Source organism: Bradyrhizobium sp. YR681 (genome assembly GCF_000282615.1).
Taxonomy (GTDB): Bacteria; Pseudomonadota; Alphaproteobacteria; order Rhizobiales; family Xanthobacteraceae; genus Bradyrhizobium.
The window spans coordinates 1-22,077 of the sequence record NZ_AKIY01000299.1 but is presented as its reverse complement, the minus strand read 5'-3'; the positions used below and the strand labels follow the sequence as shown (position 1 = coordinate 22,077).

The 22,077-nt window shown below is 64.5% G+C and carries 20 protein-coding genes; 11 read left to right on the top strand and 9 right to left on the bottom strand.

What is annotated here, in order from left to right:
• The 4 genes from PMI42_RS32725 to tyrS all read right to left on the bottom strand — a co-directional run.
• The coding region (locus PMI42_RS32725) for a methyl-accepting chemotaxis protein (protein ID WP_008143014.1) at nt 1–1,307 on the bottom strand (1,307 nt) is incomplete at its 3' end.
• A 381-nt stretch (nt 1,308–1,688) separates the two neighbouring features.
• On the bottom strand, nt 1,689–2,099 hold the full coding sequence (locus PMI42_RS32720; protein WP_008143013.1) for a DoxX family protein: 411 nt from the start codon (nt 2,097–2,099) through the stop codon (nt 1,689–1,691).
• Between the two features lie 220 nt (nt 2,100–2,319).
• Entirely contained in the window at nt 2,320–3,579 is a 1,260-nt protein-coding gene (locus PMI42_RS32715) for an MFS transporter (RefSeq protein ID WP_008143012.1), read from the bottom strand.
• Between the two features lie 56 nt (nt 3,580–3,635).
• A complete protein-coding gene (gene tyrS / locus PMI42_RS32710) occupies nt 3,636–4,889 on the bottom strand; it encodes a tyrosine--tRNA ligase (protein WP_008143011.1) in 1,254 nt (417 codons plus the stop codon).
• 165 nt (nt 4,890–5,054) lie between these two features.
• Between tyrS and PMI42_RS32705 the strand changes: the two genes are divergently transcribed.
• Both PMI42_RS32705 and PMI42_RS32700 read left to right on the top strand, forming a co-directional pair.
• The gene (locus PMI42_RS32705) at nt 5,055–6,158 is read left to right on the top strand and encodes an anhydro-N-acetylmuramic acid kinase (protein ID WP_008143009.1); all 1,104 of its coding nucleotides are present in this window, start codon (nt 5,055–5,057) and stop codon (nt 6,156–6,158) included.
• 97 nt (nt 6,159–6,255) lie between these two features.
• Nucleotides 6,256–6,933: a glutathione S-transferase family protein gene (locus PMI42_RS32700; protein ID WP_008143008.1), complete on the top strand. Its 678-nt coding sequence runs from the start codon at nt 6,256–6,258 to the stop codon at nt 6,931–6,933.
• A 120-nt stretch (nt 6,934–7,053) separates the two neighbouring features.
• Here PMI42_RS32700 and PMI42_RS32695 read toward each other — a convergent pair whose 3' ends face one another.
• Nucleotides 7,054–7,701: an alpha/beta hydrolase gene (locus tag PMI42_RS32695; protein WP_008143006.1), complete on the bottom strand. Its 648-nt coding sequence runs from the start codon at nt 7,699–7,701 to the stop codon at nt 7,054–7,056.
• A 349-nt stretch (nt 7,702–8,050) separates the two neighbouring features.
• Between PMI42_RS32695 and PMI42_RS32690 the strand changes: the two genes are divergently transcribed.
• The 8 genes from PMI42_RS32690 to PMI42_RS32655 all read left to right on the top strand — a co-directional run bounded on the left by PMI42_RS32690 (nt 8,051) and on the right by PMI42_RS32655 (nt 15,713).
• Nucleotides 8,051–9,190, top strand: coding sequence for a cysteine desulfurase family protein (locus PMI42_RS32690; protein ID WP_008143003.1), 1,140 nt, complete (start codon nt 8,051–8,053; stop codon nt 9,188–9,190).
• A 113-nt stretch (nt 9,191–9,303) separates the two neighbouring features.
• Nucleotides 9,304–10,800 (top strand): Fe-S cluster assembly protein SufB, encoded by a 1,497-nt coding sequence (sufB, locus tag PMI42_RS32685; protein WP_008143002.1) that lies wholly within the window; start codon nt 9,304–9,306, stop codon nt 10,798–10,800.
• Nucleotides 10,801–10,933: 133 nt separating this feature from the next.
• Entirely contained in the window at nt 10,934–11,686 is a 753-nt protein-coding gene (gene sufC, locus PMI42_RS32680) for a Fe-S cluster assembly ATPase SufC (RefSeq protein ID WP_008143000.1), read from the top strand.
• Between the two features lie 11 nt (nt 11,687–11,697).
• Nucleotides 11,698–13,002, top strand: a complete 1,305-nt coding sequence (sufD, locus tag PMI42_RS32675) for a Fe-S cluster assembly protein SufD (RefSeq protein ID WP_008142998.1) — start codon at nt 11,698–11,700, stop codon at nt 13,000–13,002.
• Nucleotides 12,999–14,246, top strand: a complete 1,248-nt coding sequence (locus PMI42_RS32670) for a cysteine desulfurase (protein ID WP_008142995.1) — start codon at nt 12,999–13,001, stop codon at nt 14,244–14,246. Before sufD ends, PMI42_RS32670 begins: the two co-directional genes overlap by 4 nt.
• On the top strand, nt 14,243–14,614 hold the full coding sequence (locus tag PMI42_RS32665; protein ID WP_008142994.1) for an SUF system Fe-S cluster assembly protein: 372 nt from the start codon (nt 14,243–14,245) through the stop codon (nt 14,612–14,614). The genes PMI42_RS32670 and PMI42_RS32665 overlap by 4 nt, the downstream gene beginning before the upstream one ends.
• Nucleotides 14,615–14,746: 132 nt before the next feature.
• The gene (locus PMI42_RS32660) at nt 14,747–15,088 is read left to right on the top strand and encodes a HesB/IscA family protein (RefSeq protein WP_008142991.1); all 342 of its coding nucleotides are present in this window, start codon (nt 14,747–14,749) and stop codon (nt 15,086–15,088) included.
• Between the two features lie 193 nt (nt 15,089–15,281).
• Nucleotides 15,282–15,713 carry a TfoX/Sxy family protein gene (locus PMI42_RS32655; protein WP_008142989.1) on the top strand — a complete coding sequence of 144 codons (432 nt, stop codon included), beginning with the start codon at nt 15,282–15,284 and terminating at the stop codon, nt 15,711–15,713.
• 65 nt (nt 15,714–15,778) lie between these two features.
• On the opposite strand, the gene PMI42_RS32650 is transcribed toward PMI42_RS32655, so the two are convergent.
• The 3 genes from PMI42_RS32650 to PMI42_RS32640 form a co-directional block, all read right to left on the bottom strand.
• The gene (locus PMI42_RS32650) at nt 15,779–16,846 is read right to left on the bottom strand and encodes a GGDEF domain-containing protein (protein ID WP_035967294.1); all 1,068 of its coding nucleotides are present in this window, start codon (nt 16,844–16,846) and stop codon (nt 15,779–15,781) included.
• A 179-nt stretch (nt 16,847–17,025) separates the two neighbouring features.
• On the bottom strand, nt 17,026–18,570 hold the full coding sequence (locus tag PMI42_RS32645; RefSeq protein WP_008142984.1) for a DEAD/DEAH box helicase: 1,545 nt from the start codon (nt 18,568–18,570) through the stop codon (nt 17,026–17,028).
• Nucleotides 18,571–18,869: 299 nt separating this feature from the next.
• Nucleotides 18,870–19,826 (bottom strand): helix-turn-helix domain-containing protein, encoded by a 957-nt coding sequence (locus PMI42_RS32640; RefSeq protein WP_008142982.1) that lies wholly within the window; start codon nt 19,824–19,826, stop codon nt 18,870–18,872.
• Nucleotides 19,827–20,055: 229 nt separating this feature from the next.
• On the opposite strand from PMI42_RS32640, the gene PMI42_RS32635 reads away from it, so the two are divergent.
• Entirely contained in the window at nt 20,056–21,570 is a 1,515-nt protein-coding gene (locus PMI42_RS32635; RefSeq protein ID WP_035967297.1) for a caspase family protein, read from the top strand.
• A gap of 16 nt (nt 21,571–21,586) precedes the next feature.
• Here PMI42_RS32635 and PMI42_RS32630 read toward each other — a convergent pair whose 3' ends face one another.
• Nucleotides 21,587–21,871 carry a hypothetical protein gene (locus tag PMI42_RS32630; RefSeq protein WP_008142976.1) on the bottom strand — a complete coding sequence of 95 codons (285 nt, stop codon included), beginning with the start codon at nt 21,869–21,871 and terminating at the stop codon, nt 21,587–21,589.
• Nucleotides 21,872–22,077: the final 206 nt, after the last annotated feature.

Genomic DNA, 22,077 nt, shown 5'->3' with positions numbered 1-22,077 from the left:
TCGGAGGCGACGACGGCGAAGCCGCGGCCGGCTTCGCCGGCGCGCGCGGCCTCGATGGTGGCGTTGAGGGCGAGGAGGTTGGTCTGCGCCGCGATGCTGGAGATCAGCTCGGCGACGTGCTCGATCTGCTGGGCGCCGTCGGACAGCGCGCGCACGATGGTGTCGGTGCGGCGTGCGTTGTCGACGGCGCGGCCGGTCACCTCGGCCGACTGGGCGACCTGGCGGCTGATCTCGGTGATGGAGGAGGAGAGTTCCTCGGCGGCGGCGGCCACCGTCTGGACGCGCTGGCTGGCTTCCGTCGCGGCGGTACCGACCACGGCGGCACGGCGGTTGGTGCCCTCGGCCGTGGATGACATCGACTTGGCGGTGGTCTCGAGCTCGCCGGAGCCGGAAGCCATCAGGCCGACGAGCTGGCCGACCGAGGCGTCGAACCGGTCGGCGAGCGAGACCAGCGCGTCGCGCTTTTCCTGCTCGCTGCGGGTCTTGGTCGCGGCCTGCTCGGCCTCGAGCGTACGCGCCGTCAAAGCGGTCTGCCTGAGCACTTCGAGCGTCTCGGCCATGCGGCCGATCTCGTCGCCGCGATCGGTCTCCTCGACCGGCTTGTCGATGGCGCCTTCGGAAATCTCCTGCATGCGGGCCTTCTGACGGTCGAGCGCGCCGAGCACGTCGCGGGCGATCAGCCAGGACAGCGTCGCCATCAGCAGCATCAGGCCGACGCCGATTGCGGCGAGTTCCAGGGTCAGCGCGCGGACGTCGGCGTCGATGTCGTCGACATAGAGGCCGTAGCTGATGGTCACGTTCCAGGGCGCGAATTTGCGCGCGAATACGGTCTTGCGCACCGGCTCGGTCTGGCCGGGGCGGGGATAGAGATAGGAGGCCACGCCTCCGCTGTTCTGGTCGCCGGCCTTGAGGATCGCATCGGCGATGAGAACGCCGTTGGAGTCGATCGCGCCGGTGATCTTGCCTTCGAGCTGCTTATTGGCGCCGTTCACGAACAGCGAGGTGTCGGGATTGTAGACCACGGGATAGCCCTGGCCGCCGTTGAAGCTCATGCGCCGGCCGCGCTCATGGAAACGGGACTTCGCCTCCGGCAGCGCCAGTTTGCCTGCGGCGACGTCTTCCTGAAGCGATTGGGCGTAGTTGTAGAGCAGCTCCACCGCGGTCCGCATCTGCTGGACGCGGTCCTCCATCATGCGGCTCTTGCTGAGCACGGCCGATACGCCGATGATGGCCGTGACCGTGAGTGCCGCGAGACAGACCATGCTGGCGAGCTTGGTGCGGATCTTCAGGTGACTGAGCAGCTTCATCGCAGCCTCTACAGAATGGTTGTTATTGTCATCGTCCGTAACACGAAGTTCTTACCAATCATGAACATAGCCATGCGGCGGCCCGCCGCGCCGGACAGCGCTCGCAGCCTTATTCGCAACCGTGCAGGCAAATCGCCGTGCGCGGGCCGGTTCCGGTCCGTATCCCGGAGAAAATCGATCCTGGAATTCGTCTACAGAGCCCGGCCGGACCGGCAATGAATCGATTCGTTCATCGCATCATCATGTCCGTGCTGCTCGTCGCGGCCCTCGTTCTGATCTGGAACGTGCTGGGGGCGCGCTGAAACGGCACCGGCGATCTGCCGGTGCCGCGTCTTGTTTGCGAGGCGATCTGCGGGCGCGTCAGCGCCGCCGATCGAGCCGTTACTTCTTGCCCATCGCCGCGTCGACGCTGATCGGACCACCGCCGGCGGCCGAGAGGTAGAGGCAGGCGAAGCAGAACAGGATCGCCGCGGTGCCGCCATTGAGCAGCGGCAGCAGCACCGGCGTTTCGCCCTTGAGCATGTGGCCCATGAAATAGGCGAAGGCCATTTCACCCGAGAGGATGAACGCCGCGAGGCGTGTGAACAGGCCGATCATCAACAGCCCGCCAACCACCAGTTCAAGCGAGCCGGCCGCGCCGTAAAGTGACATAAGTTCGACTTTCGCGAACATCGGCAGAGGCGGAAACTTGAACAGCTTGGCGATGCCGTACTGGAACAGCAAGAGGCCGGTGATGAAGCGAAACAGGCTCAAGAGAACCGGTTGAAAGCGAGTGAGAAAAGGAAAGTCCATTGGTTTTGCCCTCCATCCAATGTTGCGACTTGGACCGCATTCGGTTCCGCCTCGCAAGCCACCCAGGATCAATTCCGCGCTGACATTTTTGTCATGTCGGACAAAACACCGCAGGCCGAGGTTTCAGCCGCACGCGATCTGCATTTTTTGCGCGTGTTCGCCTCGCGCGAATCCGTAATTTCCCGGTGGCGCGAATGCCCTTAGGTTACCTCTGCGACACCTAGCGCCGCAAGGCGGGCACGACCAGGAACGGGATCATCCCGAGCACCACACTCGCAAGTGCGAAGGCAAGCAGCGCGTTGTAGCCATGGGTCGCATCGTGGATCAGGCCGCCGCTCCACGAGCCGAACGCCGAACCCAATCCGCTGCCGATCGAGATGGTGCCGTAGATGGTGCCGACCCGCTTGCCCTGAAAGATCCGCATCGCGGTCGCGCTGATCAGCGGGCCGCGCGAGCCCATCATGCTGCCGAAGCAGACGACGAAGCCGGTGAGCACCAGGATGTTGGGAACGTACTGCAGCAGCCAGAGCAGGAAGATGCCGAGGATCGAGATCGCGTAGCTCAGCAGCACGGAGGGCCGGCGTCCGATCAGGCCATCGAGCGCGGAGACGCCGAGCATCCCGAACACGAGCACCACGCCCGAAAAACCCCAGGCGGTCGCGGCCTCGAGCGGCGGAAAGCCGGCATCGATCAGATAGGCCACGATCTGGGCTGCGATCGCATACATGCCGACGGCAGTGAAGAAGAAGGTCGAGAACAGCGCCCAGAAGGCGTGGTGTCGCATCGCGCCGAGCAGCGTCCAGCCGTTGTCGACGAAGTCAGGATCGGACTTCTTCACGACATGCGGGGAGCCCGCCGCGAACAATCGCCACGGCAGCAGCATCAGCGGCACCAGCAGGCCCAGTGCCGCAAAGCCGAACAGCTGGTAGGTGTCGCGCCAGCCGATGCGGTCGATCAGCAGCTGCGAGGCCGGGAGCAGCGCCAGCACACCGCCGCCCATCGCCGAATACACCACCGACATTGCCGTCGGCAGGCGCGGCCCGAACCAGCGTCCGAGCAGGATCGAGTTCGGCACGATGCCGATGAAGGCGACGCCGATCCCGACGCAGAGGCCGATCGAGAGCTGGAATTGCCAGAGCGCCTGCGCGTGCGCCGCAATCAGGAAGGCCGCGCCGAGCAGCAGCAGGCCGAGCGCATAGACTATACGCGGTCCGGAATGGTCGAACAGCCGTCCGACGAAGGGCGCGGTAAGACCGCTGGCGAGCCAGGTGAGCGAATAGACCGAGACGATCTGTGCGCGGTCCCAGCCGAAACTTTCCGAGATCGGCTTCAGGAACACCGTAAAGCTGTCGCCGAGTCCACGGCCGAGCACCGCGAGCGTAAAGCAGAGCGCGAGCACGGTGAGCGCGATACGAACGGCGCCCTGCGGTGTCACCGCGACGCCGCCCTTGCTCGTTTCCCTCGGCGTGTTCTGGTCCATTTCTCATCAGGGAGCGCGTTTCGGCGCGCCCTGACAAGCATCAAAAGCTCATACGCCTATGCAGGCCTGATGAGGACGTGCTTCTTCTTGCCGAACGACAGCTTGATCACGCCCTCCGGCGTGAGACTTGCGGGCGTCAGTGCCATCTTCTCGTCGGTGACCGGCTCGTCGTTGACGCGCAGGCCGCCGCCCTTGATCTGGCGCCGTGCTTCACCATTGGAGGCGACGAGACCCGCCTTGACGAAAGCGTTGAGCACGCCGAGGCCGGCGTCCAACTCGCCGCGCGGAATTTCCACGGTCGGGAGACTCTCCGCGAGCGCACCTTCCTCAAAGGTGCGGCGCGCGGTTTCGGCCGCTTCGTTTGCTGCGTCGCGGCCGTGCAGCAGCGCGGTCGCCTCGGTCGCGAGCACCTTCTTGGCCTCGTTGATCTCCGAGCCGCCGAGCGCTTCGAGCTTCCTGATCTCGGCGATCGGCAGCGTCGTGAACAGCTTCAGGAACTTGCCGACGTCGGCATCCTCGGTGTTGCGCCAGTACTGCCAGAAATCGTAAGGGCTGAACTGGTCGGCGTTGAGCCAGACCGCGCCTTGCGCGGTCTTGCCCATCTTGGCGCCGGACGCCGTCGTCAGCAGCGGCGTCGTCAGCGCGAACAGCTGATGCGTGCCCATGCGGCGGCCGAGATCGACGCCCATGATGATGTTGCCCCACTGGTCCGAGCCGCCCATCTGCAATTTGCAGCCGGTGCGCCTGGCGAGCTCGACGAAGTCGTAGGCCTGGCAGACCATGTAGTTGAACTCGATGAAGCTCATCTCGTGCTCCCGCTCGAGACGCAGCCGCACGGAGTCCATGGTCAGCATGCGGTTGACCGAGAAGTGACGGCCGACGTCGCGCAGCATCTCGATCCAGTTGAGCTTGGTCAGCCACTCCGCATTGTCGAGCATGATGGCGTCGCTCTTGCCGTCGCCATATTTGAGCACCTTGGCGAATACGCCGCGGATCGATTCCTTGTTGGACTCGATCTCGGCGACGGTCCGGATGGCGCGCGTCTCGTCCTTGCCGGAGGGATCGCCGACCATGGTGGTGCCGCCGCCCATCAGCGTGATCGGCTTGTTGCCGGACTGCTGGAGCCAGTGCAGCATCATCATGGTGAGGTAATTGCCGATATGCAGCGAGCGGGCAGTGCAATCGTAGCCGACATAGGCGGTCGCCTCGCCCTTGGCGGCGAGCGCGTCCAGCCCCTCGAAATCGGAGCACTGGTGGATGAATCCACGTTCCTGCAGGATATTGAGGAAATCCGATTTAAATGCAGTCATCTGTCGGCGAGCCTGACAATTCTTGGTTTACCGTTTTGGGGGCAATTTAAGAGTCTTGAGTTGGAACTCGATTGCCGCCCGCCACTTTGGCCTGTGGCATTATAAGATGTGTCCCTCTGGCACAAGATCGGCATGCCGGAGGGGGGCTTTTGAGGGCGCTGATCCATGATGTTGACGGCACTCGGTTTGATGAGCGGCACCTCGCTGGACGGGGTGGACATTGCGCTGATCGAAACCGACGGAAGGCAGGTGAAGGCGTTCGGACCGTCCGGTTACCGGGCCTACAGCCCGGCCGAGCGCAATCTGCTACGCCAGGCGCTGAGCGAGGCGGTGCACCTGCCGCAGCGCGATGCCCGGCCGGGGATTCTGGCCGAGGCCGAGCGCGCCGTGACGCAGGCGCATGCCGAGGCGGTGGCCGCTTTCATCGCCCAGAACCGGATGAAGCCGGAAGAGATCGATATCGTCGGTTTCCACGGCCAGACCGTGCTGCACCGCCCCGAGCGGCGCCTGACGGTCCAGATCGGCGACGCCGCCTCGCTGGCGCGGTCAATCCATATTCCCGTGATGCATGATTTCCGCGCCGCCGACGTCGAAGCCGGCGGGCAGGGGGCGCCGTTCGTGCCGGTCTACCACCGGGCGCTCGCCAACTCGCTGGAGCGCGAGGGGCCGATCGTCGTGGTCAATATCGGCGGCGTCTCCAACATCACCTATATCGACGGCAACGACACGCTGATCGCCTGCGACACCGGGCCCGGCAATGCGCTGCTCGACGATTTCATGTACCGCACCATGAACCAGGCGTTCGACGCGGAGGGCAAGTTCGCAGCGCTCGGCAAGGCGGATGAAGCCTGGATCGCGCGCGCGCTGGAGTTGCCATTCTTCGCAAGCCCGCCGCCGAAATCGCTCGACCGCAACGACTTTGCCGCGCTGAAGCTTGGTGACGTCCAGCCTGCCGATGGCGCCGCGACTCTCACCGCTTTCACCGCGGCGGCAATCGCCCGCATCATCCCGCTACTGCCGCGGCGGCCGCGCAGCTGGATCGTCTGCGGCGGCGGCGCCCGCAACCTCACCATGCTGCGGATGCTGCGGGAGCGGGTGGGCTCGGCCACCGTCGAGGCCGCGGAGACGCTCGGCTGGGCCTCCGACGCCATCGAGGCGCAGGCCTTCGGCTTCCTCGCCGCCCGCGGCCTCAAGGGGCTGCCGTTGTCCTATCCCGCCACCACGGGCGTGCCGATGCCGATGACGGGCGGGGTGATCGCGCGGCCCTGAAGTCAGGGGCGGTTAATGCATCTGCATTGATCTTGACGTGTGCATGCATTTGCATCTAAATTGGATGCAGTTGCATCGAACCGCCGGGATCATTGCCATGACGACTTCACTGAAACTCATCAGCCACAAGCTTTGCCCCTACGTGCAGCGCGCGGTGATCGCGCTGAAGGAGAAGGGCGTGCCGTTCGAGCGGGTCGACATCGATCTCGCCAACAAGCCAGATTGGTTCTTGAAACTCTCGCCGCTCGGCAAGGTGCCGGTGCTGGTCGTGACGACCGACAAGGGCGAGGTCGCGCTGTTCGAGAGCAACGTGATCTGCGAGTACATCGAGGAGACGCAAGGCGGCGCGAAGCTGCATCCGGCGGATGCGTTGAAGCGCGCCGAGCACCGCGCCTGGATGGAGTTCGGCTCGGCGATCCTGGGCGATCTCTGGGGGCTGGAGACGACGACGGATCCGGCAACGTTCGAGAGCAAGCGTCAGGCGCTTGTCGCGAAGTTCGCGCGTGTGGAAGTCGCGCTCGGCGCAGGTCCGTTCTTTGCCGGCGAACAGTTCAGCCTGGTCGACGCCGTGTTCGCACCGGTCTTCCGCTATTTCGATCTGTTCGATGAACTGACCGAGCACGGCATCTTCACGGATGTGCCGAAGGTGCGGGCGTGGCGCACAGAGCTTGCAAAGCGTCCGAGCGTCCGCACCGCGGTCGGCACGGACTATCCGCAATTGCTGCGCGCCTTCCTGGTGCGGCACGATGCGCACCTGCTCAAGCTCGCGGCTTGAGCCGCGCCTTGGTCTCGTAGCCCGGATGGAGCGAAGCGCAATCCGGGGCCGTGTATCCGCGGATGGAGCTTCCCGGATTTCGCTTCGCTCCATCCGGGCTACAAGCTCAGCTACGAGGCCTCAGCGCACGTTGGCGAGACGCATGTCCAGGTACGCCGTGATGGTCTCCATCAGCGGCTCGAGCTTGGCGTCGAAGAAATGGTTGGCGCCGGGGATGACCTGCTGGTCGATCACGATGCCCTTCTGCGTCTTGAGCTTCTCGACCAGCGTGTTGACGTCCTTGGGCGGCACCACCGCATCCTTCTCGCCATGCACGATCAGGCCCGAGGACGGGCAGGGCGCGAGGAACGAGAAGTCATAGAGATTGGCGGGCGGCGCGATCGAGATGAAGCCCTCGACTTCGGGGCGGCGCATCAGGAGCTGCATGCCGATCCAGGCGCCGAAGGAGAAGCCGGCGACCCAGCAGGCGCGCGCCTCGGGATTGATGGTCTGCGCCCAGTCGAGCGCTGCTGCCGCATCCGACAATTCGCCGGTGCCGTGGTCGAACGAGCCTTGGCTGCGGCCGACGCCGCGGAAATTGAAGCGCAGCACCGAGAAGCCGCGATGCGCGAAGGCGTAGTAGCACTGGTACACGATCTGATGGTTCATCGTGCCGTGGAACTGCGGATGCGGATGCAAGATCATCGCGATCGGCGCGTTCTTCTGCTTGGCCGGGTGATAGCGGCCTTCGAGACGGCCAGCGGGTCCGGCGAAAATAACTTCAGGCATCGGTGATCTCTTGATTGATTTGCTGGAGCGAGGTTTCTCGGCAATCAACCGATTATGGCCTCATCGACAGCGATGCCGACGAAAGCGCGAATGGAAGGGTGAGAAGGCGTGCGCCTCGCGGTGACGCGCAAACGGCGCGCGGTGACTTGACGGTGCGCGTTCTAACATGGGCCGAGGGGCAAAAAGCAAGCATCTTGAACATCAGCCAATCGGCTCAAGATGTTAGCGTGTCATGGCCGCGTCATCGCAAGACGCAGATCCGGAATCACGGTTGCCAAGCGCGCGGCCGGGGCCCATGTCGGTCGGGGGCGGCGGAAAGGCCCCCGAGGACAAGGTAATATAATACTCAATGCCGAGCCGCGTTTATCTCGACTGGAATGCGACCACGCCGCTCCGTGCCGAAGCGCGAAGCGCCATGCTTGCCGCCTGGGAGCTGATCGGCAACCCGTCCTCGGTTCATGCCGAGGGGCGGGAGGCGCGACGGCTGGTCGAGGAGGCCCGGGCGAATCTGGCGGCGGCGGTGGGTGCGTTGCCGCGGAATGTCGTCTTCACCTCGGCTGGAACCGAAGCCAATGCGCTGGCGCTGTCGCCCGGCCTGCGGGCCCCCTCCGGCGGCCCCGTGGAGCGGCTGCTGGTCTCGGCCGTCGAACACGCGTCGGTGCTGGCAGGCGGCCGGTTCGCAGCCGGCGGGGTCAGCCAGATCCGCGTCACGCGCTCAGGTGTGATCGACGTCGATCACCTCAAGGCGCTGCTCGGCGACGGTCCGCCGGCGCTGGTCTCCATCATGGCCGCCAACAACGAGACCGGTGCGCTCCAGCCGGTCACCGAGGCCGGACGGATGGTCCACGAGGCCGGCGGGCTTCTCCACGTCGACGCGATCCAGGCGCTTGGCAAAATTGCGTTCAATATTAACGCGTTAGGTGCCGACCTTGCGACCTTTTCTGCGCACAAGATCGGCGGCCCCAAGGGCGTCGGTGCATTGGTGGTGGCGGAAGGGCTGGCCGGCCTTGAACCGGTCTTGCGCGGCGGCGGGCAGGAGCTGAACCGCCGCGCCGGAACCGAGAATGTCGCTGGGATCGCCGGCTTCGGAGCGGCGGTGAAGGCCGCGCTTCAGGCTCTGCCGAAAGATGCGGAGCGCATGGTAACCCTCAGGGATCGCTTGGAAAATGGCCTTCGTGCTATTGCCGGGGCGGCCGTCTTCGCAGATGACGTGAACAGGCTGCCGAATACCACCCTGTTCACCGCGCCCGGCCTGAAGGCCGAGACTGCCGTGATCGGCTTCGACCTCGAAGGCGTGGCCGTGTCCTCAGGCTCAGCCTGTTCCTCAGGCAAGGTCCAGCCGTCGCATGTGTTGTCGGCGATGGGGTATGATGCCACCGTTGCCCAGGGAGCGGTGCGCCTCAGTCTGGGCTGGTCCACGGAACCGGATGACATCAAGAGGGCGTTAGAGGCTTGGCGAAAGCTCGGTAATACCCTACTTAAGGGCTAAGCGACGAAACACGGCTCGAACGGTTCTAAGCCCGTGCTTTCCGCCAAGAAACATCGTAATACTCGTCCGAGTTTGATCCACCGCGGTCCTTGAAACCGCGAGCGGAGGATAGAATGCCAGCCGTCCAAGAGACGGTCGATCGCGTCAAGCGCATCGACGTCGACCAGTATCGTTATGGGTTTGAGACCCTGATCGAGTCCGACAAGGCCCCCAAGGGCCTGTCGGAAGAGACCGTCAAGTTCATCTCCGAGAAGAAGAACGAACCCGCCTGGATGCTCCAGTGGCGGCTCGAGGCCTATCGGCGCTGGCTGACCATGACCGAGCCGACCTGGGCGCGCGTCGACTATCCCAAGATCGACTTCCAGGACCTCTATTACTATTCGGCGCCGAAGCCGAAGAAGACGATCACCTCGCTCGACGAGATCGATCCGGAGATCCTCAAGACCTACGAGAAGCTCGGCATTCCCTTGCGGGAAGTTGCCATGCTCGAAGGCGTCGAGCCGAAGCCCGGCGAGGAAGACCCCAACCGCCGCAAGATCGCGGTCGACGCTGTCTTCGATTCGGTCTCGGTGGCCACCACCTTCAAGGCGGAGCTGAAGAAGGCCGGCGTGATCTTCATGCCGATCTCGGAAGCGATCCGCGAGCATCCCGAGCTGGTGCAGAAGTATCTGGGCTCGGTGGTTCCGACCTCGGACAATTTCTACGCGACGCTTAACTCGGCGGTGTTCTCCGACGGCTCGTTCGTCTACGTGCCGCCGGGCGTGCGCTGCCCGATGGAGCTGTCGACCTATTTCCGCATCAACGAGCGCAACACCGGCCAGTTCGAGCGCACGCTGATCATCGCCGACAAGGGCTCCTACGTCTCCTATCTCGAAGGCTGCACCGCGCCGCAGCGCGACGAGAACCAGCTGCACGCCGCCGTGGTCGAGCTCGTCGCGCATGACGACGCCGAGATCAAATATTCGACGGTGCAGAACTGGTACCCCGGCAATTCGGAAGGCAAGGGCGGCATCTACAATTTCGTCACCAAGCGTGGCGACTGCCGCGGCGACCGCTCGAAGATTTCCTGGACCCAGGTCGAGACCGGCTCCGCCATCACGTGGAAGTATCCGAGCTGCATCCTGCGCGGCGACAATTCCAGCGGCGAGTTCTATTCGATCGCGATCTCGAACGGCTATCAGCAGGTCGACTCGGGCACCAAAATGATCCACCTCGGCAAGAACACGTCGAGCCGGATCATCTCGAAGGGCATCGCCGCCGGCAAGTCGCAGAACACCTATCGCGGTCTCGTCACCGCGCACCGGAAGGCAACCGGCGCGCGCAACTTCACGGCCTGCGACTCGCTGCTGATCGGCGACAAATGCGGCGCGCACACCGTGCCTTACATCGAGGCCAAGAACTCCTCGGCGACGTTCGAGCACGAGGCGACGACCTCGAAGATCTCCGAGGACGTGCTGTTCTACTGTATCCAGCGCGGTCTTTCGCAGGAAGAAGCCGTCGGCCTCGTCGTCAACGGCTTCGTCAAGGACGTGCTGCAGCAGCTGCCGATGGAATTCGCGGTGGAAGCGCAGAAGCTGATTTCGATCTCGCTTGAAGGGTCGGTCGGCTAACTCCGACCTCATCCTGAGGAGGCCGCGGAACGCGGCCGTCTCGAAGGATGGATACGGAAAAGATTGTTGGCCTCAATCCTTCGAGACGCGCCTTCGGCGCTCCTCAGGATGAGGAGATAGATGGAAAAACAAGATGGCTTTGCTTGAAGTGAAAGACCTGAAGGTTCGTGTCGAGGAGCGTGAGATCCTCCACGGGCTGACGCTGACCGTAAACGAGGGCGAGATCCACGCGATCATGGGGCCGAACGGCTCCGGCAAGTCGACGCTCTCGCATGTCATCGCCGGCAAGCCCGGCTATGAGGTCACCGACGGCCAGATCCTGTTCAAGGGCGAGGACCTGCTGGAGATGGCGCCCGAAGAGCGCGCCGCGAAGGGCGTGTTCCTGGCATTCCAGTATCCGGTCGAGATTCCCGGCGTCACCACCATGAACTTCCTGCGCACCGCGCTGAATGCGCAGCGCAAGGCGCGCGGCGAGAGCGAGCTGATGGTGCCGGACTTCCTGAAGAAGGTCCGCGAGGTTTCGAAGTCGCTGAACATCCCGCAGGACATGCTCAAGCGCGGCGTCAATGTCGGCTTCTCCGGCGGCGAGAAGAAGCGCAACGAGGTGCTCCAGATGGCGCTGTTCGAGCCGAGCCTGTGCATCCTCGACGAGATGGATTCGGGCCTGGACATCGACGCGCTGCGCATCGCGGCCGACGGCGTCAACGCGCTGCATTCGCCCAAGCGCGCCATGGTGGTCATCACCCATTACCAGCGGCTGCTCAACTACATCGTGCCCGATATCGTGCACGTGATGTCGAAGGGCCGCGTCGTGAAGAGCGGCGGCAAGGAATTGGCGCAGGAGCTGGAAGAGTCCGGTTACGCCCAGTTCGAGGACGCCGCGTAAGGAATCTTGTGATGAACGTTGCTGTGGCAAAGACCGGAAAGGGCCGCGCGGTGAGCGATCTCTTCACCAGCGCCGAAGGCCGCTTGCCGGGTTCGCCGTCCGTGATCGCGGCGCGCCGCGAGGCGTTTGAGACCTATGAGCGTCTCGGCCTGCCGCACCGCCGGATCGAGGAATGGAAATACACCGACCTGCGTGCGCTGGTCGGCGAGGTGCTGCCGCTGGCAGCTGCGCCCGATGCGGCTGCGCTGAAGCGTGCCGCGGAAGCGGTCAAGGCGCATGCGATCGACGGCGCCCGCAAGCTGGTGCTGGTTGACGGCGTGTTCGCGGCCGATCTGTCCGACGTGAAGGCACTGAGCTCCGAAGTGAGCTTCAAGACCTCGCGTGAGTCTCTGGAGAAGGATGCGGGTCTCCTGACGACCGCGTCCACAGATGCCGTGATTTCGCTGAACGCTGCGATGGCGACCGATGGCGTGGTGCTCTCGATCGCGGATGGCGCGCAGCTCTCCGCGCCGATCCAGATCATCCACATTGCGACCGCGGCTTCGGCGTCCAGCTTCACCCGTTCGCGCGTCGCGGTCGGGAAGGGCGTTCACGCCACCATCATCGAGAGTTTTGTCGCTGCTGGTGCCAAGGCCTACCAGATCAACGACGCTGTGCTCATGACGGTCGGTGACGATGCCGACGTTGCGCATATCCGCCTGATGGACGACGCGCCTGATGCGGTGAACATCACCTCGCAATTCGTCACCGTCGGCGCAAATACAAAACTCAACGTCTTCAACATGACCACCGGCGCGGCTGTGAGCCGCCTGCAAGGCTTCATCACGCTGGCGGGCGAGGGCAGCGAGCTCTCGGCCAACGGCGTCAACCTGTTGCAGAAGACCGAGCACGGCGACACCACGCTGGTGGTCGACCATGCCGTCCCGAACTGCGTCAGTCGCGAGGTGTTCCGCGCCGTGCTCGACGATCGCGCCCATTCGGTGTTCCAGGGCCGCATCATCGTCCGTCCCGACGCGCAGAAGACCGACGGCAAGATGATGATCCGGGCGCTGCTGCTCTCGGACGAAGCCGAGGCCGACAACAAGCCCGAGCTGGAGATCTTCGCCGACGACGTCTCCTGCGGCCACGGCGCCACCGCCGGCGCGCTGGACGAGAGCCTGCTGTTCTATTTGAAGGCGCGCGGCCTGCCCGAGAAGCAGGCCCAGGCACTGCTGATCCAGGCCTTCGTCGGCGAAGCGATCGAGCAGATCGCCGATGATAATCTGCGCGAGCACGTGATCGGTATTGCCGAGCGCTGGCTGGAGCGCCGCCAATGAGCACGCATCCCGCAGTCAAGAACGGCGCCTATGACGTCGCGCGGGTGCGCCAGGATTTTCCGGCGCTTAGCCTGCAGGTCTACGGCAAGCCGCTGGTGTATCTGGACAACGCGGCCTCCGCGCAGAAGCCGAGCGCCGTGCTCGACCGCATGACGCACGCCTATACGAGCGAATACGCCAACGTGCATCGCGGCCTGCACTACCTCGCCAATGCCGCGACCGAAGCCTATGAGGGCGGCCGCACCAAGGTCGCGCAGTTCATCAATGCTGCGCGGACCGAGGAAGTGATCTTCACCCGCAACGCGACCGAGGCGATCAACCTCGTCGCGTCTTCGTGGGGCGGGCCGAACGTCAAAGAAGGCGACGAGATCGTCATCTCGATCATGGAGCACCACTCCAACATCGTGCCCTGGCACTTCCTCAGGGAGCGCCAGGGGGCCGTGATCAAATGGGCGCCGGTCGATGACGAGGGCAATTTCCTCATCGACGAGTTCGAGAAGCTGCTGACGTCGAGGACCAAGCTGGTCGCGATCACGCAGATGTCGAACGCGCTCGGCACCATTGTGCCGATCAAGGAGGTCGTGAAGATCGCGCACGCGCGCGGCATTCCCGTGCTGGTCGACGGCAGCCAGGGCGCCGTGCATCTGCCCGTCGACGTCCAGGATCTCGGCTGCGACTTCTACGTCTTCACCGGCCACAAGGTGTACGGGCCGACCGGCATCGGCGTGCTCTGGGCCAAGTACGATCACCTCGTCGCGATGCGCCCCTATAATGGCGGTGGCGAGATGATCCGCGAGGTCTCGCGCGACATCGTCACCTATGGCGATCCCCCGCACAAGTTCGAGGCGGGCACGCCGGCAATCGTCGAGGCCGTCGGCCTTGGCGCCGCCATCGACTACGTCAACTCGATCGGCAAGGAGCGCATCGCCGCGCACGAGCACGATCTCACGACTTACGCCCAGGAGAAGCTGCGCGAGATCAACTCGCTGCGGCTGATCGGCACCGCCAGGGGCAAGGGCCCGGTGATCTCCTTCGAGCTGAAGGGCGCCCATGCCCATGACGTCGCCACCGTGATCGACCGTCAGGGCATCGCGGTACGCGCCGGGACCCATTGCGTGATGCCGCTTTTAGAGCGGTTCAACGTGACAGCCACATGCCGGGCCTCGTTCGGCATGTATAATACGCGGGAAGAAGTCGATCATCTGGCACAGGCGCTGTTGAAGGCGCGGGATTTGTTCGCATGAGTGACACGGCCGAAATCAAAGCCAACCCGATGGAAACCCAGTCGGCGCTGCCGCCTGAGGAGACCGAGCGTCTGACCACCGAGATCATCGCGGGCCTCAAGACTGTGTTCGACCCGGAAATCCCGGCGGACATCTACGAGCTCGGCCTGATCTACAAGGTCGAGATCAAGGACGACCGCTCGGTCGACGTCCAGATGACGCTGACGACGCCGAACTGCCCGGCCGCCGGCGAGCTGCCGACCATGGTCGAGAACGCGGTCGCCAGCGTCCCCGGCGTCGGCGTGGTCGACGTCAAGGTGGTATGGGAGCCCGCATGGTCCCCCGAACGCATGAGCGACGAGGCCCGCCTCGTGCTCAACATGTGGTGACGCGTAACGCCTGCTTTGACTCCTCGGCATTGAATTCGCGCCGCAACGGACCACATCATTGACATGACTCAGATTTCGTCAGGCTCGACCCCAGCATCCACCCCGAAGCCGCGTCGCCCACGCCCGCAGGTGATGCGGCTGACCGACGCCGCAGCCCAGCGCATCAGCGAACTGACCAACCGCGCCGATTCCGAGATCGTGGGACTGCGCGTCGGCGTCAAGAACGGCGGCTGCGCCGGCCAGTCCTACACGGTCGAATACGCCCACGATGTCCGCCCGACCGACGAGGTCGTCGAGGACAAGGGCGTCAAGATCCTGGTCGATCCCAAGGCCGTGCTGTTCCTGCTCGGCACCGAGATGGACTACAAGGCCGACAAGATGCAGGCCCAGTTCGTCTTCAACAACCCCAACCAGGTCTCCGCCTGCGGTTGCGGCGAGTCGGTCGAGCTGCGGCCGGCCAAGATCGACGGGTAACGCCTTCCCACGACTTTCGTGTCCCGGACGCGCTGCGGCGCGTTTGCGCCGCTGCGCAGAGCCGGCACCCACGCTATAGTTTCAGTCCGTAGAGCGACTGGGCCCCGGCCCAGCAGCGCCATAGCGAATCGAAGACGCGCGCAAACGCGCTTCTGACACGCTGCGCTGCGTCCGGGGCACGAGAGAGCGTGCCATGGACCGCGAATTCCTGATCGACCTGTTCGCCGATTTCGGCCCCGTCACCATCCGCAAGATGTTCTCCGGCCACGGCATCTCCGCCGATGGCATCAATTTCGCGCTGTCGCTGCGTGCCGGCCTGTTCTTCCGCGCCGACGAGGTGACCATCCCGGACTTCGAAGCGGAAGGCTCGAAGCCGTTCCAATATTCGACCCGCACCAAGACCGTGCTGGTGAACTCCTACTGGGAGCTGCCGGCGCGCCTGTTCGACGATTCCGCGGCGCTCGCGCAATGGGCGAGGGCGGCCCTTGCCGCCGCGCAGCGCGCCAAGGTGAAGAAGCGGCCGAAGGGGAAGAAGGCAGCGCCGAAAAAGACCGCTGCGAAGAAGGCACCTAAGAAAGCAGTGCGTAGGGTGGGCAACGCGAAGCGTGCCCAGGGTTCGAAATAATCATGCCGAGATCGTGGGCACGGCGCTTACGCGCCTTTGCCCACCCTACGAGACCTCGTGAAAATCTATGCCACCCGGCTGTGGCTCTCGATCGCGAATTCCGGATCGGCTTCGCAGATCACGCGGTTGCGGCCGTTGCGCTTGGCGGCGTAGAGGCAGGCATCCGCCCGCTCGATCAACGCGTCGGTGTCGTCGCCCTGCTTGAGCATGGAGACGCCGACCGAGATGGTGACCCGGCCGAGGATCTCGCCCGTGGATTTCTTCTTCAATTCCTTCGCCATCACCGCGCGGCGGATGTGATCGGCCACCGTGAGGGCCTGGCGCAGCGCGGTGTTGGGCAGCACGACCGCGAATTCCTCGCCGCCGTAGCGCGCGGTGATGTCCTGGCCCTTGATGGTCTGCTTCAGCGACAGGCCGACGAGCCGCAGCACCTGGTCGCCGGTGAGGTGGCCGTAGGAATCGTTGAACGACTTGAAGTGGTCGATGTCGAACAGCAGCAGCGAGAGCGGCTCGCCCGAGGCCAGTGCGGTCTGCACCGCCATGGCGATCATGCGATCGAAATATTTGCGGTTGCCAAGGCCGGTGAGCGGATCGGTCAGGCTCTCGGCACGGATCGCCTCGAGGCTCTGCTGGAGATTGCTGATCTCGTTCTTCGACAGCGTGAGCCGGTCTTCGAGCGCCTTGTTGGTCTCGCGCATCTCGCTGGTCGACCGCAGCAGCGTCTCGACGATCGACTTGATCTGGTCGCGGCTCTTGGCCGCCGAAAGTTTCTCGGTCGCGCCCGACAGGCTCGCGTCATAGGTGCCTGTCATGCCGAGCGCGTCGGTCAAGACCTTCATCACATCGTCGATCTCGCCGATGACGCGCGCGCCGACCTTGTCGATGCGGTCGGTGGTCTTGATGTGGGAGAGATAGGTCTCGTAGATCTGCTCGAGATCGGACTCGGTCAGCTTGCCGTGGCGGGCCAGCGTCTCGTTGATGATCTTGTTGAGCGGCGCGTTGTAGCCGGTGGCGTAGACGTACCAGATCTCGTAATTGCGGGGAATTGCGGTCTGTTTGAGCGATCGGATCTGACCGAGCGCCACTTCGGCGAACGCCATCGTGCGTTCGTGTTCGTCGAGAACCTTGACCACGGAACATACCCCACGGCGGTCGATGCGCCGTCGACCACAGCAATGCTTAAATTATGTTCGTAGGCTAACGGACGTTTGTGAACGGCCAGTAAATATACGGTGGCCAATGCATCATAAAACGTGTGGGGCGCCTCAGCTCAACCGAACCTGAGGCGCCTAGTTCCGTCCCTTGCGGAGCTTCAGGCGCCGGCGGGCGAAGAACGCACGGGCCGGAGCAGGAACGCGGGCAGGTGCGAGTGATCGCCCGGCTCGTTGTCAGCCTCGCGCTGGCGGCGCGGCTCGGGACGCCCGATCGAGGGCACATGCGATGCATTGGCTTGCGGACGCGCGCCGTTGCGCGGCTCGGACGATGACCTGGCTTCACGCGGAGGCCTTGCCTCGCGTGCAGGCCGCGCCTCGGGGGCGGGCCGAGCTTCGGCCGAAGGCCTTGCTTCAGAAGCGTGTCTTGCCTCGCCACGCGGTTCGCGCGGTTCGTGGCTGCGTTCACGGTCGCGTCCACCGCGCTGCGGCTTGCCGCGTCCGCCGCGGGAGCGTTCGCGATCCCGTCCACGCGACTCGCGCGGGCGCTCGCTCGCGTCGCCGGCTTCTGCATTGACTTCGTAATCGCCTTCGGCGCGCGGGATGCTCTGACCGATCAGCTTCTCGATTGCCACCATCGACTTCTGGTCGAGCGGCGTCACGAGCGAGATGGCCATGCCGGTGCGGCCGGCGCGGCCGGTGCGGCCGACGCGATGGACGTAATCGTCGGGATGATGGGGGACGTCGAAATTGAAGACGTGGCTGACCTCGGGAATGTCGAGGCCGCGGGCGGCGACGTCGGAGGCGACCAGCAGCGGCAGCTCGCCCTTGCGGAACTGCTCGAGCGCGGCAGTGCGAGCCGACTGGTCCATGTCGCCATGCAGGGCGCCGACGCTGAAGCCGTGCTTCTGGAGCGATTTGTGGACGATCGCGACCTCGCGCTTGCGATTGCAGAAGATGATCGCGTTCTTGAGATCCTTGGCCTCGCGCAGCAGGCGTCGCAGCAGCTCGCGCTTTTCATGGGCCTCGCGTCCGGCCGGGACCTGACACTGCGTGACGGTGACGGCGGTGGTGGCGGGCTTGGAAACCTCGACCTTCTGCGGATTGTGCAGGAAGGTCTCGGTGATGCGCCGGATTTCCGGCGGCATGGTCGCGGTGAAGAACAGGGTCTGCCGCGTGAAGGGGACGAGCTTGCAGACGCGCTCGATGTCGGGGATGAAGCCCATGTCCAGCATGCGGTCGGCTTCGTCGATGACCAGCAGCTCGACGCCGGTGAGCAGGAGGCCACCGCGCTCGGTGTGGTCGAGCAGGCGGCCGGGGGTGGCGATCAGCACGTCGACGCCGCGCGTCAGCTTGGCATCCTGGTCGCCGAAGGAGACGCCGCCGATCAGGAGAGCGACGTTGAGCTTCTGGCCGGCGCCGTAGCGGTCGAAGTTTTCCTTCACCTGCGCCGCGAGCTCGCGGGTCGGCTCCAGGATGAGCGTGCGCGGCATGCGCGCCCGGGCTCTGCCCTTTTCGAGGATGGTGAGCATCGGCAGCACGAAGGCCGCGGTCTTGCCGGTGCCGGTCTGGGCGATGCCGAGTACGTCCTTGCGTGCGAGGACGTGGGGGATCGCCTGTTCCTGAATGGGGGTGGGGGTGGTGTAACCGGTGGCCGCGACTGCGGCGAGGACTTTTTCGGATAGTCCGAGATCTGAAAAGGACATTGAGCCTCTGGTCGAAACCGCCGTTCGGAATCGAGGGTAATAAGGCTGGTCGCGTTCCACCCCGAAACGGCGCGCTCTCTAGGAAGCTGGGGGTGCTGACTCACGCGAACAAAGCGCAAGGCTCAGGAATCGCTCTTCGATCCGAGCCGCGTCGACCCGGAACATAGGCGGGAATTGGCCAAAGTCAATGGAGCAGGCGCGGGAAGACCCTAAAAACCCTGAGGTTTTTGCTCAAATCACGGGCGGGGCTCACGTTTTCCGCCTCGGCCCTTGGGCCGGGCGGCCGTGATGGGAGCGTCTCATGGCCCCCGGGCCCGGAAGTCGCCGGGGGCCATGCCGTAGGCGGCGTTGAAGACCCGGTAATAGGTCGCCAGGCTCTCGAAGCCGCAGGCGGTCGCGATATCGGCGATCAGGCGATCCGGCGCCTCGCGCATCAGGCGGCGGCTTCTCTTCAGGCGTTCGTCGGTCACGGTCTGCGAAAAACTCTTCGCGGCGTCCTCGAACAGCATATGCAGGTGACGCACGGAGACGCCGAGCTGGTTGGCCACCATGGTCGGCGTGAGGTCCGGGTCTTGCAAATTGTGCGCGATCAGCCGTCGCGCCTGCGACAGACGGGCGGTCCGCAGCGCACCTTGTCCGCGCCGGCTGCCGGGCCGCACGATGCCGCGCTCGATCAGCGCCAGATGGGCGAGAGCCTGGACGAGGGAGGTCGCGTCGGTCGCCCCGTCGTCGCCCGCGGCCGCCTCGCCGAGATCGGCAAAGCAGGCCCCGAGCAGAGGCGCCAAAGTGGGGTCGTCGAAGGTCCGCGGCGTCAGCTCGCGGACCCGCTTGTCCTGTGTGGGGAGGGCACCGACGGGGATCTTCAGGATCCGCAGGTGGAAGCCGCCGGCGCCCAGCGGAGCGGTGCGATAGGGCAGGTCGGTATGGCTGGTGGCGAAGCTGCCATTGGCAATCGCGAAGTCGCTTCCGCGCATGCCGCCGAACCAGCCGCCGCTGCCGAGCTGCTGGTAGACGCAGATGGCGTCGCCCGGCGCGTAGGCGATGTCGGAGGTGCTGCGCTCGACCGTGTAATGCGAGGCCTTCAGCTCGACGAGGCCGCCGCCGCCGAGCTGGCGCAGCGAGAATTCGCCGTAGAAATCCGCGCGCCGTTCGCGCTCGAGTTCGGCGGTGACGCCGAACAGGCCCTTGGACCGGACCTCGCGCCAATAGTCGAAGCGGTCATGCGGTTCGACTTCGTCGGTACACCAGCGATACACGGCAGCCCCCGCTTCCAGTGCAATTGCCAAGGACAAATGTCTAAGAGGACAATTGTCCAAGAAAAAGCAGATTCCGCTGGAATCTGCCATAGGCCAGACGATGGAATCGAACGCTTCGGCGTTGAACCGTCGATGTGGCTGGGCCGACTATCACATCAACGGCCGGGGTTCCAATGGACGGCTGTTCGAGGGACCCGAGGTGGGCCGTTCTGCAACGGGAATTTTTTCGATGACGCGTCGGCTTTTCAGGATTCTGGCGGCCCTTGGCCTGGCGGCGAGCCTCGGCGGCTTCGCGCTTCCTGCCCATGCCGAAAAGCGCGTCGCGCTCGTCGTCGGCAACAACGATTACAGGAATGTCCCGAAGCTGCTCAAGGCCGTGAACGACGCCCGTACCATGGGTGATACGCTCAAGCAGCTCGGCTTTGCGGTGATGGTCGCCGAGAACCAGAGCCGCCAGCAATTCTCCGAGACGCTGCTCGCCTTCGACAAGGCGATCGAGCCCGGCGACACCGCATTCTTCTTCTATGCCGGCCACGGCTTCGAGATCGCGGGCCAGAACTACCTGCTGCCGACCGATGTGCCGGCGGCAACCGAAGGGCAGGAAGAGCTGGTGCGTGACGCCTCGATCCTGGCCGATCGCATCGTCGAGCGCCTTCAGAACAAGAAGGCGCGGACCTCGATCCTGGTGTTCGACGCCTGCCGCAACAATCCGTTCGAGCGCAAAGGCACGCGCGCGGTCGCCGGCGGCGGCGGGCTGGCGCCGATGGTGCAGCTGCCCGAAGGCGTGTTCTCGGTATTCTCCGCAGGTCCCCGCCAGACCGCGCTCGATCGTCTCTCCAACGACGATGCCAATCCGAATTCGGTGTTCACCCGCACCTTCGCCAAGGAGCTGCTCGAGCCCGGCGAGAACCTCGTGCAGGTGGCGCAGCGCACCCGCCGTCTCGTCAGCGAGATGGCCGGCACCGTGAAGCACAGGCAGGTGCCGGTTTATTTCGACCAGATGGTCGACGACGTCTTCCTCAGCGGCACCGCCAAGGATTCGGCTGCGCGCCTGGCCGATCCGGCGCCGCAGAAGCTTGCGGCGCTGCCGCCGGTCTCGGTGCCGCGCGTGCCGAAGGAGGAGACTACCAACGCCCCGATCGCGAGCTTCTCGCGGCACAATGGCGGCTGGAGCGTGGTGTTCTCCTTCGCCGATCCGACGCTCGGCATTTCCTGGCGCATGGCCGGCACCGGCGATTTCCGCGAGACCGGTTTCATCGACACGCTCGATCCGCGCACGCGCAAGCGGATGCCGAACCCGTCGATCGAATTGCCGCCGGATGCCGCGGCCGGCACCATCGAGGTCCGCTATGTCGACCAGTCCGGCGACATGCAGGGGCCGTTCCCGATCAGGTTCGACCCTGAAGCCGCGCTGATCCGCGACCAGCGCAAGATCCTGGACATGACCGCGACGAGCTGGCTGTCGTTCCGTGAGTTCAACGGGCTGCTGGTCTATTACACGCATCTCGTCTCGTATCGCTGTGCGATCCGAGAGGTGCGCATCGGCATCGACAGCGCCGTGCCCAACCAGGTGCTGAAGATGCCGAATTGCGACATGCGCGACCCCAGCGCGATCAGCGCCGGCATGCCGCTCTACATGAAGCTCAACCCGGCCACGCAATTCGTTTCGGTGGAGCTGACCTATCGCGACGGCAGCGTGTCGGAGATCAAGAGTTTTCGCAGCGCCAACCGCAGCAACAATTGATGGCGGCGGCGGGAGGCTACCCGCGGCCCTTCCTGATGTAGCGCTTGATGGACTCGACGGCTTCGATCAACGGCGGAGCCAGCGAGAAGAACGCGCCCATCCCGATCGAGATGATGACATGGCGGAGCAGGAGCTTTTCCTGCTTCTCGAACGGATAGCCGTTCTGCTCGACATGCACCGGCGCAAGCGTGCCTGTCTGCCGCGGATCCGGCTTCCGCGGCCTGCGCGGCGGGATCATGATCACGACGAAAAGCACGTTGATCAGAATCCAGACGCCGAGCACTATGAGGATCGTCCGCACCGCAAGTTCCTGAAATCAACCGAAGTCTGCCGCGACGCTAATGGCCATTCACAACCGCGGCAAATGAATCCTGCTTGCTGCACTGCACAGAAAACTTGAGTCGTAAATGAGGACCCGGCCGTGAAATCCGACACGTCGCAGCCTCCAGGGGGTTCCCGAGTGAAAACCCGGTGCTGCATCGTCGGCGGCGGGCCCGCCGGCATGAT